The 16,943-nt window shown below is 54.4% G+C and carries 14 protein-coding genes; 13 read left to right on the top strand and 1 reads right to left on the bottom strand.

From position 1 onward, the window contains the following. Positions 1-94: 94 nt before the first annotated feature. The 8 genes from FZF01_RS15025 to FZF01_RS14990 all read left to right on the top strand — a co-directional run bounded on the left by FZF01_RS15025 (position 95) and on the right by FZF01_RS14990 (position 9,755). On the top strand, positions 95-1,531 hold the full coding sequence (locus FZF01_RS15025; protein ID WP_150278212.1) for a UbiA family prenyltransferase: 1,437 nt from the start codon (positions 95-97) through the stop codon (positions 1,529-1,531). Continuing rightward, a complete protein-coding gene (locus FZF01_RS15020) occupies positions 1,531-2,841 on the top strand; it encodes an FAD-binding oxidoreductase (protein WP_150278157.1) in 1,311 nt (436 codons plus the stop codon). The genes FZF01_RS15025 and FZF01_RS15020 overlap by 1 nt, the downstream gene beginning before the upstream one ends. 58 nt (positions 2,842-2,899) lie before the next feature. Continuing rightward, on the top strand, positions 2,900-5,248 hold the full coding sequence (locus tag FZF01_RS15015) for a hypothetical protein (RefSeq protein ID WP_150278158.1): 2,349 nt from the start codon (positions 2,900-2,902) through the stop codon (positions 5,246-5,248). Then, positions 5,245-5,982, top strand: a complete 738-nt coding sequence (locus FZF01_RS15010; RefSeq protein WP_150278159.1) for an SDR family oxidoreductase — start codon at positions 5,245-5,247, stop codon at positions 5,980-5,982. The genes FZF01_RS15015 and FZF01_RS15010 overlap by 4 nt, the downstream gene beginning before the upstream one ends. 196 nt (positions 5,983-6,178) lie before the next feature. Then, positions 6,179-7,120: an NAD-dependent epimerase/dehydratase family protein gene (locus FZF01_RS15005; RefSeq protein ID WP_223825474.1), complete on the top strand. Its 942-nt coding sequence runs from the start codon at positions 6,179-6,181 to the stop codon at positions 7,118-7,120. 2 nt (positions 7,121-7,122) lie between these two features. After that, on the top strand, positions 7,123-8,409 hold the full coding sequence (locus FZF01_RS15000; RefSeq protein WP_150278160.1) for an NAD(P)/FAD-dependent oxidoreductase: 1,287 nt from the start codon (positions 7,123-7,125) through the stop codon (positions 8,407-8,409). Next, entirely contained in the window at positions 8,406-8,807 is a 402-nt protein-coding gene (locus FZF01_RS14995; protein ID WP_150278161.1) for a GtrA family protein, read from the top strand. The genes FZF01_RS15000 and FZF01_RS14995 overlap by 4 nt, the downstream gene beginning before the upstream one ends. Positions 8,808-8,813: 6 nt before the next feature. Beyond that, on the top strand, positions 8,814-9,755 hold the full coding sequence (locus FZF01_RS14990) for a lysylphosphatidylglycerol synthase transmembrane domain-containing protein (RefSeq protein WP_150278162.1): 942 nt from the start codon (positions 8,814-8,816) through the stop codon (positions 9,753-9,755). 89 nt (positions 9,756-9,844) lie between these two features. On the opposite strand, the gene rpsT is transcribed toward FZF01_RS14990, so the two are convergent. After that, positions 9,845-10,117, bottom strand: coding sequence for a 30S ribosomal protein S20 (gene rpsT, locus FZF01_RS14985; RefSeq protein WP_150278163.1), 273 nt, complete (start codon positions 10,115-10,117; stop codon positions 9,845-9,847). A 242-nt stretch (positions 10,118-10,359) separates the two neighbouring features. On the opposite strand from rpsT, the gene murJ reads away from it, so the two are divergent. The 5 genes from murJ (at position 10,360) to fkpB (ending at position 16,825) form a co-directional block, all read left to right on the top strand. Next, a complete protein-coding gene (gene murJ / locus FZF01_RS14980; protein WP_150278164.1) occupies positions 10,360-11,931 on the top strand; it encodes a murein biosynthesis integral membrane protein MurJ in 1,572 nt (523 codons plus the stop codon). Between the two features lie 173 nt (positions 11,932-12,104). Then, positions 12,105-13,055 carry a bifunctional riboflavin kinase/FAD synthetase gene (ribF, locus tag FZF01_RS14975; RefSeq protein WP_150278165.1) on the top strand — a complete coding sequence of 317 codons (951 nt, stop codon included), beginning with the start codon at positions 12,105-12,107 and terminating at the stop codon, positions 13,053-13,055. Between the two features lie 11 nt (positions 13,056-13,066). Next, positions 13,067-15,898, top strand: a complete 2,832-nt coding sequence (gene ileS / locus FZF01_RS14970) for an isoleucine--tRNA ligase (protein WP_150278166.1) — start codon at positions 13,067-13,069, stop codon at positions 15,896-15,898. Continuing rightward, entirely contained in the window at positions 15,891-16,391 is a 501-nt protein-coding gene (lspA, locus tag FZF01_RS14965; protein ID WP_150278167.1) for a signal peptidase II, read from the top strand. Before ileS ends, lspA begins: the two co-directional genes overlap by 8 nt. Continuing rightward, on the top strand, positions 16,388-16,825 hold the full coding sequence (gene fkpB / locus FZF01_RS14960) for an FKBP-type peptidyl-prolyl cis-trans isomerase (RefSeq protein ID WP_150278168.1): 438 nt from the start codon (positions 16,388-16,390) through the stop codon (positions 16,823-16,825). The genes lspA and fkpB overlap by 4 nt, the downstream gene beginning before the upstream one ends. Positions 16,826-16,943 lie beyond the last annotated feature (118 nt).

The raw sequence follows: 16,943 nt of genomic DNA, 5'->3' as shown, positions 1-16,943 counted from the left end.
TCACCGTCCTCACACCTTGTTGTATGGCTTTGGGAGAAGGAATCCCTGAAATGTGGAAGCGGATACGGATACTCAGCGCGAACAACTTAGCCTCATGAAGTGCATGACAGGCAAGATCCCGCTGTGCATTGATCTTGACGGCACACTACTTCGGTCGGACATGTTGCTTGAGAGCGGTCTGGCGTTCCTGCGTCAGTACCCTCTTGGCGTGATCAAGCCATTCCAATGGTTGCACGAGAGTAAGGTCAAGCTAAAGGAGGAGCTTGCCAGAGCTACCGAAATAGATGTGACTGTACTTCCCTATGACCCGGCCGTTCTGGAGTTGATCGAAAACGCGCGCGGTGAAGGGCGTGAGATAGTTCTTGCCACTGCGAGCCATGAGATATTGGCCAACCGCATTGCCAAACATCTTCAACTGTTCGACAAGGTTTTGGCGACCAACGCCAGCCGGAACCTTTCAGCTCAGAGCAAGTGTGACCTGCTGGTTGAGCATTACGGCCGAGGCGGGTTTGACTATGCCGGCAACTCTTCAGACGACATATGCATATGGACTGCAGCTCGCCGAGCCTATGTGGTCAACCCTCAAGCTGGCGTTCTGATTGCGGCGAGGCGAAAGGGCAATGTGGAAGCTGTCATGGATTCTGGCCGGGCGGGGATACGGGTCTGGTTCAAGGCGTTGCGGATTCATCAGTGGCTAAAGAATTTACTGATTTTTGTTCCCCTGCTCGCTGCGCATCAGTTCGATCAAAGCTCGCTTCTTCTGCAAGGCATTCTTGCCTTTGTTTTTTTTGGTTTATGCGCATCATCGGTTTACATCTTCAACGACCTACTCGATCTTGAGGATGACCGTCACCATTCGACCAAGCATGCAAGGCCGTTTGCCTCGGGGGCGCTGTCCATCAAAGCTGGCTTGCTGGTCTTTCCGGCCCTGCTTGTTGTCGCCTTTACGGGCGCTGCACTATTTCTGCCATGGAAGTTTGTCGCCGCATTAGCTTTGTATTATTTCATCACATTGACATACTCGCTCTGGCTGAAGCAGCTAATGACGATCGATGTCATTACATTAGCGACGCTTTATACGATGCGCATTATCGCTGGTACCGCAGCGTTCAACTTATCCCCCACTTTCTGGCTGCTGGCCTTTTCCATGTTCGTTTTTCTCAGCCTTGCGCTGGTCAAGCGATATGCCGAGCTCAACGCGGCGCGAAGTAGCGGCGAGACCGAAAAAACCCGTGGTCGAGGATACTTCCCTTCCGATCTAGAAATGGTTGCATCACTTGGCGCCTCCTCGGGCTATCTGTCTGTGATGGTCCTGGCATTGTATATCCACGATCAGGAAACTACCGGGATGTATACGGAACCACGCCTCATATGGCTGGCTTGTCCGCTACTGTTATTCTGGATTACCCGCATTTGGATGCTGACCCATCGCGGGGTCATGGATGATGACCCAGTGGTATTCGCCATCCGCGACCGCGTAAGCCTGATGGTGGGTGTGCTGTTCGGTATGGTTTTCTGGATTGCAGCGTAATGGATACAGCTCTTTCCTGGGGGCGTTATCCCCATTTTCCCCAAACCTTGCATCCTCTTGTTTGGCGCAATCAGGTTGCTGATCAAATAGCCTCTATCGCGCGTGCGCATGGAGAACTGCTGCCTTTTGGAAACGGCAGAAGCTACGGAGACAGCTGTCTTGCGACATCGGGCCACGTGCTTCAGATGCGCTCGTTGGACAGGTTCATTGCAGCTGACTGGGTAAACGGTATTCTTCGCGCCGAAGCTGGAGTAACGCTGGGCGAGATCCTGCAGCTCTCGATTCCGCGCGGTTGGTTTCTGCCAGTCACACCCGGAACGCAATTCGCGACACTGGGCGGTGCGCTAGCCAACGACGTCCACGGGAAAAATCATCATATACGCGGCACATTTGGCAGTCATGTGAATCAATTTAGTCTTGTCCGCTCCGTCGACGGTGCGCTGATCTGCTCACGAGAAATACACGCAGAGCTTTTCGCGGCGAGCATTGGAGGGCTCGGCCTGACTGGTGTGATCGAATGGGCCGAAATTCAGCTTATGCCGATATCGTCGAGCCAGATCAGCGGCGTCGTTAGACGCTTTGATAATCTAGACCGATTTTTCGAACTGTCAGAACAGTTAGATGACCAACATGAGTACAGCGTTGCTTGGATTGATTGTCTGGCCACGGGATCCTCAGCGGGCAGAGGTGTTTACTTCGTCGGTGATCACGCCCCTTCCGGTACTCTCGATCACAGCTCGCCCCCCCGATTTAACGTACCTTTTGCTCCCTCTGTTTCGTTAGTTAACAATCCGTCGTTGCGGATATTTAACGAGTTGTACTGGCGCAAGCACCAAAGCGCCCCCACCCCGCAGCGCAGCGATTATCAACCGTTCTTTTACCCGCTGGATGGTGTGTCCAACTGGAACCGTATTTATGGTCGAAGCGGATTTCAACAGTATCAGTGCATAGTGCCGCATCACTCCGCACGAGAAGCAATACGCGACCTGCTGGATGTAATCTCAAGTTCCGGCCAGGGTTCATTCCTCGCAGTTCTTAAGCGCTGTGGCAACGGTATAAGCCCCGGCCTGCTGTCGTTTCCGCAGCCGGGTATTTCTCTAGCCTTGGATTTCCCCCAGGTTTCAAAGTTGGCAAGTCTGTTCAACCGGATGGATCTCGTGGTTCGCGAGGCAGGGGGCCGGCTTTACCCAGCAAAAGATGCACACATGTCCGGGGCGGACTTCCGCTCCGGGTATCCAGCGTGGGAGCAGGTCGAGTTGCTGCGTGATCCCTCACTTAACTCTAGATTCTGGAAACGGGTAACGGAATGAATCTACAAATAACGAACGGAGAATACGCTTTTTCGCTCAGCGTAGCGGGAGATTTTTTATGAGTCAGGCTAATCAAAACACGAGTTCTTCGGGTCGATGGTTGAATCTCTTTGCTAAAGGGCTGTTGTTGTTTGCAATGCTCGCGGTTTTGGTTCCGTTGTTGCCACTTATGCCTGTGGCTGGTCTTGATCCTTCGTGGCGACTGGGAATGAACGTAGGTGTGGCCGAAGGAATGAAGATCGGTGAAGATATCATATTCACCTTTGGCCCCTATGCGGCTGTTTTTACTCGGTACTTTCATCCGGCAACGGACGAACTGATGGTATGGGGTAGTTTATTTCTGGCCTTTGCCGGCTGGGTAGCAGCTCTCATGGCGGCAGGTAGGCGCTCTTCTCTCCCGCTGGTAATATTGGCGCTGGCGTTACCAACTAGCCTTTTCGCAAGAGATGCTCTTTTGTTCTTGCTCCCACTTTTGATTGGATTAGCGATAGTTGGGCTTCGCGATAGATATCATAGCCGGTTAGCAAGTGCGCTCGTGATGATTATTGTGCTTGCCCCGCTTGGCTTCTTGCCCCTGATTAAGGGAACCCTCCTGATCGCTTGCATAGCGGTAATGGTTTTGGCTGCGGTGTTGCTGATCGCCCGGCGAGAGTGGCTTATGGCCACGCTTACAGTGTGCATCCCGCCTATCGTTATAGTTGCAGCGTGGCTTATCGCAGAGCAGCCGTTAGATACACTACGGATTTATATTACGAATATGCTGCCGATCGTTCAAGGTTACACTGAAGCCATGGCGTTGACGGGATCTTCTCTTGAAGTCATAGTTTACTTGGCGGCTGCTTGCACCATATCCCTGGCGGTGCTCTTGCAAGAGCAGCCGCGTTGGGAAAAAATATACGTATTTCTGATGTTCTGCTTGATTCTTTTTCTTTCCTTTAAGTCGAGTTTTGTTCGGCACGACGGCCATCACGCTCTGATAGCTAGCATTGTGCTTATTTTGGTGTCTATTTGCACTTTGCTATTTCGCTTTAATCGAGCTTCAGGTTTTGCGGTTGTTATTGCGTGCACGAGCGGTTTTTTTATCAGCGCTAGTTACTTGCACTCTCCAGTGCGAGACTATCTTTCATCTAATAAAAATGTTTATGGTGCGGCCGCCTATGGAGCCTATCTTAGGCTTTTCCAGCCGGCATCACTTAAAGCTTCCTACGATCTATCGTTAGAAAACCTCGGGAGACTTTCTCCGATACCACTGTTAGAAGGAGGATCTGATATTTACTCCCATCAGCAGTGGGCGCTCATAGCCTCGGGGAACAACTGGGCCCCCCGCCCAGTCTTTCAGAGTTATTCAGTTTATACGGACTCGTTGGCCGAGCAAAACCGAGCTTATTTAGCTAGTAATAGCGCACCTGGTAACATTTTTTTTAATGTGGAGCCCATTGACGGGCGTTTTCCTGCGATAGAAGACGGTTTAAGTTGGCTGGAGCTGCTTGGGAGATATAAACCTGTGCAGTTCCTTCAGTCCCATTTACAGCTTGAGCGCACAAGCGGTTACTCCATGTCTCGGCAAGAGATTTTCAAAGGAACCTACAGGCTGGGAGAGCTTGTAACTATTCCGCATCGAGATACGCCAATTTTTATGAGCATGGATATCACCCCTTCACTCCTTGGCAGGCTTGTTTCTTTTTTATTCAAGCCGAATCAGCTTAAGCTAGTGGTCCGGCTGCAGGATGGAAGAACTTATAGTTATCGCTTCATAGCGACCATGGCTCGCAGTGGCTTTGTGGTCAGTCCGCTCATTAATAATACTAAGCAATTCGGATTTTTCTGGGGGCGGACAAATTACTTATCTGCAGAATCAGTGGAATCGGTCCAAGTGACAAGCAGTTCGTGGGGGAGTTGGTTCTGGCAAGAAAACATTCACGTAGTGATCGAATCATTGGATGGTGTTTCCAAGTTCGCGGTGGAGGATATCTATAAATTTTCGAAAGCTGAGCCAAACCTATTTAGCGAAGCAGAAACGCGAATGGTAACCTGTGAAGGTGCTTTTAAAATTGTGGATCGGGTGTCAGCTGCTGATGAAATTCTCCATGCAAGTGGCTGGCTGATAAGCTCAGAAAAACAACCCCTTGTGCCTGCATTAACCTACTTTGTGCTGCAAGACTCAGAAGGGGTATCACACTGGTTCGAGACAAGCTCCGAAATACGGCCTGAGATAGGCGATCATTTTGGCGATGAAAAGCTATCAGCTTCAGGGTTCTCGATTGCCGCGGTGGTGGGCAAGCTACAAGGTAGTTTTGAGGTAGGGTTGGCTTTCGTTCAGGAGGGCGCGGTCCACAGGTGCTCAAATATACGTTCAAACTTGGAAGTTCGGGCCCGCCAGCCTGATTGGGAACAGAGTACAGAATGAACATATTGATTCTAGGGGCCACGTCGGCCATCGCCGTCGCTTGTGCTCGGGGTTGGGCGGAGCAGGGGCACACTTTCTTTCTTGTCGGCCGGGACGAAGAAAAGCTTGAGCAGATTAAGAACGACCTTGATGTCCGGGGTGCCAGCTCGGTGATTCTCTTCAAGATGGACGTGAACGACCTGGATACACATCCCGAGATGCTGAATGCCTGTCTTCGCGAGCTGCACCATATAGATGTTGCTCTGGTCGCCCATGGCACACTCCCTGATCAGACTAAATGCGAAAACGATGTAGGTGTGCTGCTGGATACTTTCGCAACCAACGCGGTCTCGACAATTATGTTGCTTTCGGTGATCGCCAACCATCTGGAGATCCAATGCAGTGGAACCCTTGCGGTCATATCTTCGGTGGCAGGTGATAGGGGGCGCCAGAGCAACTATGTATATGGGGCGGCGAAAGCTGCAGTTTCGACGTTCTGTGAAGGGCTGCGCGCTAGGCTTTACAAGGTGGGAGTTCATGTTGTAACGATCAAGCCTGGATTTGTCTCGACCCCTATGACCGCAGGTCTTGACCTACCAAAAAAGCTCACTGTGTCGCCTGAGCGTGCTGGCCAAGCTATTCGTAGAGCCATTGAGCGCAAAATGAATGTTGTTTACGTGCCCGGTTTTTGGTGGTGGATCATGCTTATCATCCGCTCGATGCCCCACGACATACTGAAACGAACCCGTCTGTAATCCGCGGCTAGCATTATGTTTATGGAGAGCCGCCAGGTGTCCTCTGCGATCCATCACGCTGATGATGTCATTTGACTGATGCCAACGAGGTCTTTCGCTGATGAGTTCACTGTAATTTTTTCGAATTACAGGCACCGCTAAGTGATTGGTAGACTAAAGCCATCAGTACCAACCAACTGGATCAAGGATTACGCTGATGTTGCTGACCGATAAAATTGTTTTGCCTGGGGGCGCCGGGCTGGTTGGTCAGAATCTGGTGGCGAGGCTTATTGCCAAGGGCTGTTCGAACATCGTTGTGCTGGATAAACACCAACACAACGTGGATGTGTTGAAATCGGTACATGGCGGGGTGCTGGCAGAGTGTGTCGATTTGGCGCAGCCGGGCGATTGGCGACAGCATTTCGAAGACGCCAAAGTGGTAGTGATGCTGCAGGCGCAGATTGGCGGAACAGAGTACGAGGAGTTTCTCCGTAACAATGTCGAGGCTACGGCATTGATACTATCAGCAGTTAAAGAGCACCAGGTTTCGAAGCTCGTGCATATCAGTTCCTCGGTTGTGGTTTCTGTTGCTGGCGATTTTTATACCAGGACCAAGATCCTGCAAGAAAACCTGGTATTGGAGAGCGGGATTTCGTGCCCAATCCTCCGGCCGACTCTGATGTTCGGGTGGTTTGACAGGAAGCATCTGGGCTGGCTTTCCCGCTTTATGAAGAAGGTGCCCGTATTTCCTATTCCTGGTAATGGTGAATACATGCGGCAGCCATTATATGTCGGAGATTTCTGTAACGTGATCATTAGCGCCATGGAGGGCCGGGCAGCGGACGGGATCTATAACATCTCCGGTCATGAAAAGGTCGATTACATAGATATTATTCGGCACATCAAGCGCGTGACCGGCGCACGGACTGTCATAACCAAGATTCCCTACAGCATGTTTCATTCTCTACTCTGGATATGGGCACTGTTCGACAGAAATCCGCCTTTCACGACTCAGCAACTGGCGGCGTTAACCGCCAAAGATGAGTTTGAAGTGATTGATTGGCCGGCTATTTTCGGTGTTCAGTGCACGCCTTTTGCGGAAGCGATCAACGAGACGTTCAATGATCCCCGATACAGCCACATTGCTCTGGAGTTCTGAATATGGGTAAGCGCGTAGCAGTTTTAGGCGCAGGTCCGATGGGGCTGGCAGTTGCGTATCAATTAGCGCTGGATGGCCATCAGCCGATTGTCTTCGAGGCGGATGATCGAGTGGGCGGCATGGCTGCTCCGTTTAACTTCTCTGGGTTGAATATCGAACGCTACTACCATTTCCATTGCACCTCCGACGACGCATTTCTTGAGCTGTTGGAGGAGCTGGATCTGACGGACAAGATGCACTGGGTGGCTACCAGAATGGGTTACTGGTACCAGGGTGAACTTCAGCCCTGGGGCAATCCAGTTGCATTGCTGAGATTTCGAGGGCTTGGCATGATCGCCAAGTTTCGATACGGATTGCATGCTTTTCTGTCAACCAAACGCAATGATTGGACGCCGCTGGATGACGTGGAGGCGACGGGCTGGATCAAGCGCTGGGTAGGTCCAGAGGCGTACGAAGTGTTATGGCGCAAACTTTTCGATTACAAGTTCTACGACTATTCAGATAACCTTTCTGCGGCATGGATATGGAGTCGCATCCGCCGTATCGGTCGCTCCAGATACAATCTGTTCAAGGAAAAGCTTGGGTATCTTGAAGGCGGATCAGACACTCTCCTTCAAGCTATGCGTGCGTCGATTGAAGAGCGGGGCGGAGAGGTCAGGCTCAATACGCCGGTTTCGCGAATCGTTATGGAAGGGGGGAGCGTCCGTGGTATCGAGGCGAAAGGCCAGTTTGATCCTTTTGAAAGGGTCATAAGCACGATCCCTTTGCCTTACATTCCTCAAATTGCCCCGGATCTGCTCGTTGAGCTACTAGACCGTTTTTGTTCCGTGCGGAACATTGCCGTCGTTTGCGTAATTGCGAAGTTGAACAAGCCGGTCAGCTCGAATTTCTGGGTGAATATCAATGATCCGGACATGGATATACCCGGTTTGGTCGAATACTCGAACTTGTATCCCCTGGAAGAAAGTATCGTTTACGTGCCGTTTTACATGCCGGCAGAGCACCGGAAGTTTGCCGATCCTGATTCGGTTTTCGTGGACAAGGTGCGAAGCTACCTCAAGAAAATCAACCCGGCTTTGGATGATGATGACTTCCTGGATATTCATGCCAGCCGCTATCGCTTCGCGCAACCGATTTGCGAGCCGGGTTTTCTGCGCAGGCTTCCTCCGCCCAAGTTGCCGATAGCGGGACTGTGGGTCGCTGACACGTCCTATTACTACCCGGAAGACAGGGGGATATCGGAAAGCGTTAAGTTCGGACGTGCAATCGCCAGAGACGCCGCAGGATGATCCGGCAATTCCTTTCCGGAAAATTCCTGGCGTTTCTAATAACGGGTGGCATCGCAGCGCTGGTCAATCTGGCGTCGCGGATTGTTTATGACGTTTGGACCAGTTTTTCTACTGCCGTGGTTCTAGCCTACCTTACCGGAATGGTGACCGCTTTCGTGTTGGCCAGATTGTTCGTGTTCCGTGAGACCCGGCAGTCTTTACGGCTTTCTGCAGGGTGGTTTGTTCTGGTGAACTTCGTGGCGATTTTGCAGACATGGGGGCTCAGCATGTTTCTGGCTTTCGTAGTGTTTCCGTGGCTCGGGATTGAAAGGTTTGCGCGCGAAGCAGCCCACGCGATTGGGGTTGTTGTTCCTGTGTTCACTAGTTATCTCGGTCATAAATATTATTCTTTCCGGTAATCACGTTTGAATTTCAGTCGCGCCGTACTCGGGCTCATCGTCCTGTCTGCACTCTACTTGCTTGGCTTGATCTGGGCAGATACCCGAAACGACACTTTCAAGCTGATGGACCAGGTCGTGCGGGTTCTTCCAGTATTGGTTGGTTTCGCATGTTTGTCATGGTTCGTCCGCTATCTGAGGTGGCATTGGTTGCTTAAGCGGGCCGGGTATCGGACGGGGTGGATCTTCGGTTATCTGGCTTACCTTTCAGGTTTCGCTTTTACGGCAACGCCAGGCAAGATAGGAGAGCTGATTCGAATCCGATATTTGGATCGCCAGTCGGTGCCTGCTCAGGTCGTTTTCGGGGCGTTTGTATATGAAAGATCGTTCGACCTGGTCGTAGTGTTTCTGCTGGGTATGGCTGCATTTGGTGAGCACGGCATTCTTTGGCTAAGCGGTATCTTCGTAGTGCTTTTCACCAGTGCGGTTCTGCTGCTTGGACGCTTCCCGCAGACACTGCACGTAATCGAGAGTTTTGTTGTCAGGTACGGGATGGATCGGTTGGGCGGGATGGTGAAGGTTGTCGAGGATGGGCTCATATCCTGCCGGGTTTGGATGAACGGCCCTGACGTTGCACTCTCTTTTGGGCTTGGCTTATTGGCGTGGTCGGTTACCGCTCTTTCTTTTTGCTACCTGCTTGAATGGCTCAATCTGACAATCCCTTTTCTGAGCGCATTCGGTAGCTATCCGCTGGCGATGCTTGCTGGCGCGGCGTCCATGTTGCCCGGCGGCATCGGTTCGACGGAGATTTCTCTGATAGCGATTCTGGGTGTCTATGGTATTTCGGTGGAGGTTGCAGCTGTCACCGCGATAGCGATTCGAGTCGCAGGAATGTGGTTTTCCATTCTTTTTGGATTTGCTGCTATAGGAATTCTGGAAATGTCCGAAAGAAGAGAGTCTCGGCGTTAGTGCGGGATGGGGCCGCCTTTTCTATTTCTAAACAACACCCACAAAAAAACCGACTCAAGGCCGGTTTTTTCTTCCACAAGAAACGCAGATCAGGCGGCGGTAGCCATTGCCTTGATGTGTGCGTTCAGGCGGCTCTTGTGACGAGCGGCTCGGTTCTTGGGGATGATGCCCTTGTCAGCCATGCGGTCAATAACCGGCACTGCTGCGGTGTAGGCAGTCTTTGCTTTTTCCAGGTCTTTGGCGTCGATAGCCTTGACCACGTTCTTGATATAAGTACGAACCATGGAGCGCAGGCTTGCGTTGTGATTGCGGCGCTTCTCGGCCTGCTTGGCGCGTTTCTTGGCTTGAGGTGAGTTTGCCACCGTCGTGCTCCTCAGAAAATCGTTATGAATAAGGGTACAAATAAGGCCGCGTACTATGCCGCCAGCCTGTACCAATGTCAAGGGGTGTCGATCGGCTGCAAACCAGAAGTTTCAGGCCGTTTACCGTGGGGCAGTAGCTTGAGGCTTTTACGCTCCGGCCACAAGCTTTTGCTAAGGCTCGGTTCTCGCCAGAGAGTACGTCGGGAGGCTATCATCGCGGCTTTACCTGGCGACTCGAATCCATGACTGAGCAGGTCCCTCCCGCAGCTCCCGAACCCAAAGCCCCGACGTTACTGCGTTCAGGCATGGTTGTGAGCATCATGACGCTGCTCTCGCGTGTACTCGGGATGGTGCGCGACGTGGTGGTTGCGGCCTATTTCGGTTCCCAGTCCGAAGCCGATGCCTTTTTTATCGCCTTCAAGATCCCCAATTTTCTGCGCAGACTCTTTGCCGAGGGCGCTTTTGCCCAGGCATTTGTGCCGGTGCTGTCCGAATATCGCGCCAAACGCAGTCTGGAGGATGTCAAATACCTGGTGAACGGCGTTGCCGGGACATTGGGAATCACTCTGGTTGCCATCACGGCGCTGGGGGTTGCGGGCGCGCCGGTGCTGATAACCATTTTTGCACCGGGTTTCCATGGCGATACGGAAAAGCTCGCCCTGGCGACCGATATGTTGCGTATCACCTTTCCCTATCTGCTGTTGATCTCACTTACTGCCCTCTGCGGGTCGATACTGAACAGCTACGGTCGATTTGCCGTGCCGGCTTTTACCCCGGTACTGCTCAATCTGAGCATGATTGGTGCGACGGTTCTGATGACGCCCTATTTTGCCGAGCCCATCATGGCGCTGGCGTGGGGCGTGTTTATTGCCGGTGTAGTGCAACTGTTATTCCAGTTGCCGTTTCTTGCGCAGATCAAACTGTTGCCGATGCCGCGCCCCAACCGCAAGCATGAGGGGGTCAAGCGCATCATGACCCTGATGCTACCGGCGTTGTTCGGTGTGTCGGTAAGCCAGATCAATCTGCTGCTGGATACTGTGCTCGCGTCCTTCCTGGAAACGGGCAGCATTTCCTGGCTGTACTACGCTGATCGTCTGTCAGAGCTGCCGCTTGGCGCCTTTGGTATCGCGATTGGTACGGTCATTCTGCCAGCGTTGTCCCGCCAGCACGCGGGGGAGGACCCCAAGGCGTTTTCTGCCACTCTCGACTGGGCGATTCGCATGGTTTTGTTGGTGGGCGTGCCGGCCGCGTTGGCGCTTCTGCTGTTGGCTGAGCCGCTGATTGCCACCCTGTTTCACTATGGCGCCATGACTGAACGCGACACTCTGCAAGCCGCCGCCGCACTGAGAGCTTATTCAATAGGCGTGATGACCTTCATGCTCATCAAGGTATTAGCTCCGGGTTATTTCGCGCGCCAGGACATCAAGACGCCAGTAAAGATCGCGATCATCTGCATGGTGGTCAATATGGGCTTCAACCTGATCCTGATCTGGCCTTTGGCCCACGTTGGGTTGGCGCTGGCAACCTCATTGTCAGCCGTGCTCAATGCGAGTCTGCTCTGGTGGGGGTTGCGCAAGGCAGGCATCTATCAGGCCCAGGCGGGCTGGGGGGTGTTCGCTTTCCGGTTGGTCACAGCCTGCATCGCGATGGCATTGGTTATCGTTTGGATGGTGCCGGGTATCGAGCAGTGGTTCGCCTGGGCGTGGCAACGCAAGGTGCTCGAGATGGCTCTTTTGGTTGGCGCCGGCATAGGTATCTTTGTGTTGACGCTAATCGCCACAGGAATGCGCATGCGTCATCTGCGTCAGGGCTGACAGCAGCCCCGAAAGCCGAGGTGGAACTCGGCCATTCCCAGGGGTGGTTTCCCGGAGGGTCGAGTTCCATCTCGACCAGCATCCTGGCGGTCAACTCGGCGCCTGCGCATGACGCGCACACCGCTTACCCTGTATACTCGCGCGTTTGATCCCTCAGCCAAACAACGAGCATTATGGAACTGGTCCGCGGTCTACATAACCTGCGCCCCCGGCATCGGGGTTGTGTAGCGACAATCGGTAACTTCGACGGTGTGCATGCCGGGCATCAGGCCATTCTGAAGCGCCTGCGTTCGCACTCTGCCCGTATGGGACTGCCCGGCTGTGTGGTGATTTTCGAACCGCAGCCTCGGGAATACTTCGCGCCCAACGCCGCGCCCCCGCGCCTTACCCGCTTGCGCGACAAGCTCATGCTGCTTGAAGCTGAAGGGGTTGATCGCGTGCTTTGTCTGGCCTTTAATCGCCGGCTACGCGAGCTCAGCGCAGAGGAATTCGTTCAGCAGGTGCTGATCGACGGCCTTGGTGTAAAGCATCTGGAAGTGGGTGACGACTTCCGCTTTGGTTGCGATCGCAGTGGTGATTTTGCTTTTCTGGAGGGTAGCGGCGAGCGCCACGGCTTCACCGTCGAGGCGGCCAATACGGTGGCAGAGAGCGGCGACCGCATCAGTAGCACGCGGTTGCGCCAGGTGCTGGCCGACGGCGACTTCGAGCTGGCTGAGCGTCTGCTGGGGCGTCCATTCAGTATCAGCGGTCGTGTGATGTACGGTCAGCAGCTGGGCCGCACCCTGGGTGCACCCACCGCTAATGTGCAATTAAAACGCCTGCACGCACCGCTCAAGGGGGTATTCCGTGTGAGTGCGGTGCTCGACGAAGACCCTTTCAAGGGGTCACATCAGGGCGTGGCCAACATCGGCATGCGTCCCACGGTTGAAGGTGATGGCCAGCCGCATCTCGAGGTCCATCTGCTGGACTTCAAGGGCAATCTCTATGGCCGCCACCTCACCGTCCTATTTCATGAAAAACTGCGTGACGAACAGCGATTCGATTCCCTGGATGCCCTGCAGGCAGCTATCACGGCAGATATTGCAGCTGCCCGCGCCCAATGGGCCTCTGACTCAAACAAGTGAGCCTGGACCAGATGACTGATTACAAAGCGACGCTGAACCTGCCAGAAACGGCATTCCCGATGAAAGCCGGCCTGCCCAACCGTGAGCCGGAGACGCTCAAGCGTCTTGAAGGTATCGACCTGTACGGCAAGATCCGCGAGATCAGCCGCGGCCGGCCCAGCTTTGTGCTGCACGATGGCCCGCCCTACGCCAACGGCGATATTCATATTGGCCACGCAGTCAACAAGATCATCAAGGACATGATTACCCGCTCCAAGACGCTGTCGGGCTTTGACGCACCCTACGTGCCCGGCTGGGACTGCCATGGTTTGCCGATCGAGCACAAGATCGAAGTCACCCACGGCAAGAATCTGGAGCCAGCTAAAACCCGCGAGTTGAGTCGTGCCTACGCGGCCAAGCAGATCGAAGGCCAGAAGACCGACTTCCAGCGTCTGGGTGTGCTCGGGGAGTGGGATAATCCCTACAAGACCATGGATTATGCCAACGAGGCGGGCGAGATCCGTGCGCTGGGCAAGATGGTCGAGAAAGGTTTTGTATTCAAGGGTCTGAAGCCGGTCAACTGGTGCTTCGACTGTGGCTCGGCCCTGGCTGAAGCTGAAGTGGAATATGCCGACAAGCAGTCGCCAACCATTGATGTCGGTTTCCCCTGCGCCGAACCTGCCAAACTCGCCGCCGCCTTTGGCCTGCCAGAGCTGAGCAAGCCGGCGCAGATGGTCATCTGGACCACGACTCCCTGGACGATCCCGGCCAACCAGGCGCTGAACGTGCATCCGGAATTCAACTACGCCCTGGTTGATGTCGGTGACCGATTGCTGGTGCTGGCTGAAGAACTGGTCGAAAGCTGTCTGGCCCGTTACGGCCGTGAAGGCGAGGTTGTTGCTGTTACTACCGGCGACACGCTGGAGTTGATCAATTTCAATCACCCGTTCTATAAACGCAAGTCGCCAGTTTATCTGGCTGATTATGTCGAGTTGGGTGCGGGTACCGGTATCGTGCACTCAGCGCCTGCCTATGGTGTGGACGACTTTCATACCTGCAAGCGCTACGGCATGGTCAATGACGACATTCTCAGCCCTGTTCAGGGCAATGGTGTGTATGTCGAATCGCTGGAATTCTTCGGTGGCCAGTTCATCTGGAAAGCCAACCCCAATGTGGTCGCCAAGCTTGAAGAAGTCGGCTGTCTGCTGGCCCACGAGCAGGTCAGCCACAGCTACATGCACTGCTGGCGTCACAAGACGCCGGTGATCTACCGCGCAACAGCGCAGTGGTTTGTCGGCATGGATACCGAGCCGAAGGAGGGCGAGAGCCTGCGTAAGCGCGCTCTGGCCGCTATTGAAACAACCGAATTCGTTCCCGCCTGGGGCAAGCAGCGCCTGCACAACATGATTGCCGGCCGTCCTGACTGGTGCATTTCGCGCCAACGCAACTGGGGTGTGCCGATCCCCCTGTTTTTGCACAAGGAAACCGGCGACCTGCACCCGCGCACGCTCGAGCTGATCGAAGAAGTTGCCAAGCGAGTCGAGCAGGGGGGAATCGAGGCCTGGTTCAAGGCAGACGCACAGGAGCTGCTGGGTGCCGAGGCAGAGCAGTATGACAAGATCAGCGATACGCTGGACGTCTGGTTCGACTCCGGTACCACCCACTGGCACGTTATGCGCGGCTCACACCCGATGGGTCACGAACAGGGCCCGCGTGCGGACCTGTATCTGGAAGGCTCCGACCAGCATCGCGGCTGGTTCCATTCATCCCTGCTGACCGGCGCCGCCATCGATGGCCACGCGCCCTACAAGGCGCTGTTGACCCACGGTTTCGTCGTCGACGAGAACGGCCGCAAGATGTCCAAGTCCCTGGGCAACGTGGTCGCACCCCAGGAAATCAACAACAGCCTGGGTGCAGACATTCTCCGTTTGTGGGTGTCCTCGACTGACTACTCGGGCGAGATGGCGGTTTCCAAGGTGATCCTGCAGCGCAGCGCAGACGCCTACCGCCGTATTCGTAACACCGCTCGATTCCTGCTCTCGAACCTGACCGGCTTCGATCCAAAAGAGCACCTTCTCGATCCTGAGCAGATGCTGGATCTGGATCGCTGGGCAGTTGATCGCACTTTGCTGCTGCAGCAGGAGATCATCGAGGATTACAACAGCTACAAGTTCTGGAACGTGTATCAGAAGGTGCATAACTTCTGTGTACAGGAGCTGGGCGGCTTCTACCTGGATATCATCAAGGACCGCCAATACACCACTGGTGCCAACAGCACTGCGCGGCGGTCCTGCCAGACGGCCATGTATCACATCGTGGAGGCGCTGACGCGCTGGATAGCCCCTATCCTGGCGTTCACCTCTGAAGAGTTGTGGGAGCACCTGCCGGGCGAGCACAACGAATCCGTGATGCTCAATACCTGGTATGAACAGCTGGCCGCGTTGCCAGAGAGTGCTGCGTTCGGCCGTGAATTCTGGGAAGAAATCATGGCAGTGAAGGTGGCAGTGAATCGCGAGATGGAAAATCTGCGCAAGGAAAAAGTCATCGGCGGCAGCCTGCAGGCGGAAGTGACCTTGCATGCCGACGAAGCACTTGCGGACAAGCTTGCGCGCCTTGGCGACGAGTTACGTTTTGTGCTGATTACGTCCCAGGCGGCTATTGCGCCGCTGGATGCTGCGGGCTCAGACTCGGTCACAACAGAACTACCGGGCTTAAAGCTGAGTATCGTCAAATCCGGTCACGCCAAGTGCGCCCGCTGCTGGCATCTGCGCCCCGACGTGGGCTCACATGCTGCGCATCCCGAACTCTGCGGTCGCTGCATAGATAACATCGAAGGCCCGGGTGAGGTGCGCAAGCATGCCTGATTTGCGTCAGGGAGGCCTGCGCTGGATCTGGATTTCCGTACTGGTCATTGCACTGGATCTGCTGACCAAGTGGGTCGCCTTGAATCAGTTGCAGTTACACCAGCAGCTACCGGTCATTGATGGATTGTTCAGCTTTACCTTGGCCTATAACCCAGGTGCAGCCTTCAGTTTTCTGGCGGGTGCAGGCGGCTGGCAGCGCTGGTTCTTTACCGCGATTGCGGTTGGCGTGAGTGTCATGCTGGTGATCTGGATGGCCCGTTTGCCGCGCAGCAGGCGGTTGGAGTCGATTGCACTGGCGCTGATCCTGGGCGGCGCGCTGGGTAATCTGTACGACCGGATCATGCACGGTCATGTAGTCGATTTTATTTTGGTGCACTGGCAGCAAAGTTGGTTCTTTCCGGCCTTCAACATCGCCGATAGCGCCATAACGGTCGGTGCAGCGCTGTTGATTCTGGACATGTTCATAACCAAACCCGCAAAGGCAAACCCATGACTGAAACGCGCATCAACCATGACACCCAAGTGACGCTGCATTTCACCCTCAAATTGCCTGGTGGTGAGGTGATAGACACGACCACCGATAAATCTCCGGCCACGTTCAAGGTAGGCGACGGTAGGTTGCTGCCGGGCTTTGAGCAGAGCGTATTCGGCCTCAAGGCGGGGGATCAGCGCAGCTTTCAGATAGAGCCAGAGCGCGGCTTTGGTCCGGGTAATCCGCAGAATATTCAGAGCATTGCGCGAGACCAGTTCAATGAAATGGAGTTGGAGCCAGGTCTGCTGGTGATTTTCCGCGATGCGGCCGGCGGAGAGATGCCCGGTGTGGTCAAGACCATCCATGACACCACGGTGGACGTTGACTTCAATCACCCGCTGGCCGGGAAGACAGTGACCTTTGATGTCGAGATTCTGGATGTGCAGCCGGTTTGAGGCGTAGTTGTTGAGTCCAGATGCGAATGGATCCCCGCGTTCGCGAGGATGACGATTTGGGGGAGGAGCGGAGTCCTGTTTTGGCAGCGCGTAGCGCCCGCTTCAGGCGCAAGCGCTA

The organism is Halopseudomonas salina (genome assembly GCF_008641105.1).
The sequence above is the reverse complement of the archived record's forward strand: the minus strand, read 5'-3'. Positions and strand labels throughout refer to the sequence as shown.

What these genes read in the sequence shown, in the direction of transcription:
- FZF01_RS15025 (WP_150278212.1), top strand. Translation starts at nt 95, where the DNA reads ATGAAGTGCATGACAGGCAAGATCCCGCTGTGCATTGATCTTGACGGC.
- FZF01_RS15020 (WP_150278157.1), top strand. Translation starts at nt 1,531, where the DNA reads ATGGATACAGCTCTTTCCTGGGGGCGTTATCCCCATTTTCCCCAAACC.
- FZF01_RS15015 (WP_150278158.1), top strand. Translation starts at nt 2,900, where the DNA reads ATGAGTCAGGCTAATCAAAACACGAGTTCTTCGGGTCGATGGTTGAAT.
- FZF01_RS15010 (WP_150278159.1), top strand. Translation starts at nt 5,245, where the DNA reads ATGAACATATTGATTCTAGGGGCCACGTCGGCCATCGCCGTCGCTTGT.
- FZF01_RS15005 (WP_223825474.1), top strand. Translation starts at nt 6,179, where the DNA reads ATGTTGCTGACCGATAAAATTGTTTTGCCTGGGGGCGCCGGGCTGGTT.
- FZF01_RS15000 (WP_150278160.1), top strand. Translation starts at nt 7,123, where the DNA reads ATGGGTAAGCGCGTAGCAGTTTTAGGCGCAGGTCCGATGGGGCTGGCA.
- FZF01_RS14995 (WP_150278161.1), top strand. Translation starts at nt 8,406, where the DNA reads ATGATCCGGCAATTCCTTTCCGGAAAATTCCTGGCGTTTCTAATAACG.
- murJ (WP_150278164.1), top strand. Translation starts at nt 10,360, where the DNA reads ATGACTGAGCAGGTCCCTCCCGCAGCTCCCGAACCCAAAGCCCCGACG.
- ribF (WP_150278165.1), top strand. Translation starts at nt 12,105, where the DNA reads ATGGAACTGGTCCGCGGTCTACATAACCTGCGCCCCCGGCATCGGGGT.
- ileS (WP_150278166.1), top strand. Translation starts at nt 13,067, where the DNA reads ATGACTGATTACAAAGCGACGCTGAACCTGCCAGAAACGGCATTCCCG.
- lspA (WP_150278167.1), top strand. Translation starts at nt 15,891, where the DNA reads ATGCCTGATTTGCGTCAGGGAGGCCTGCGCTGGATCTGGATTTCCGTA.
- fkpB (WP_150278168.1), top strand. Translation starts at nt 16,388, where the DNA reads ATGACTGAAACGCGCATCAACCATGACACCCAAGTGACGCTGCATTTC.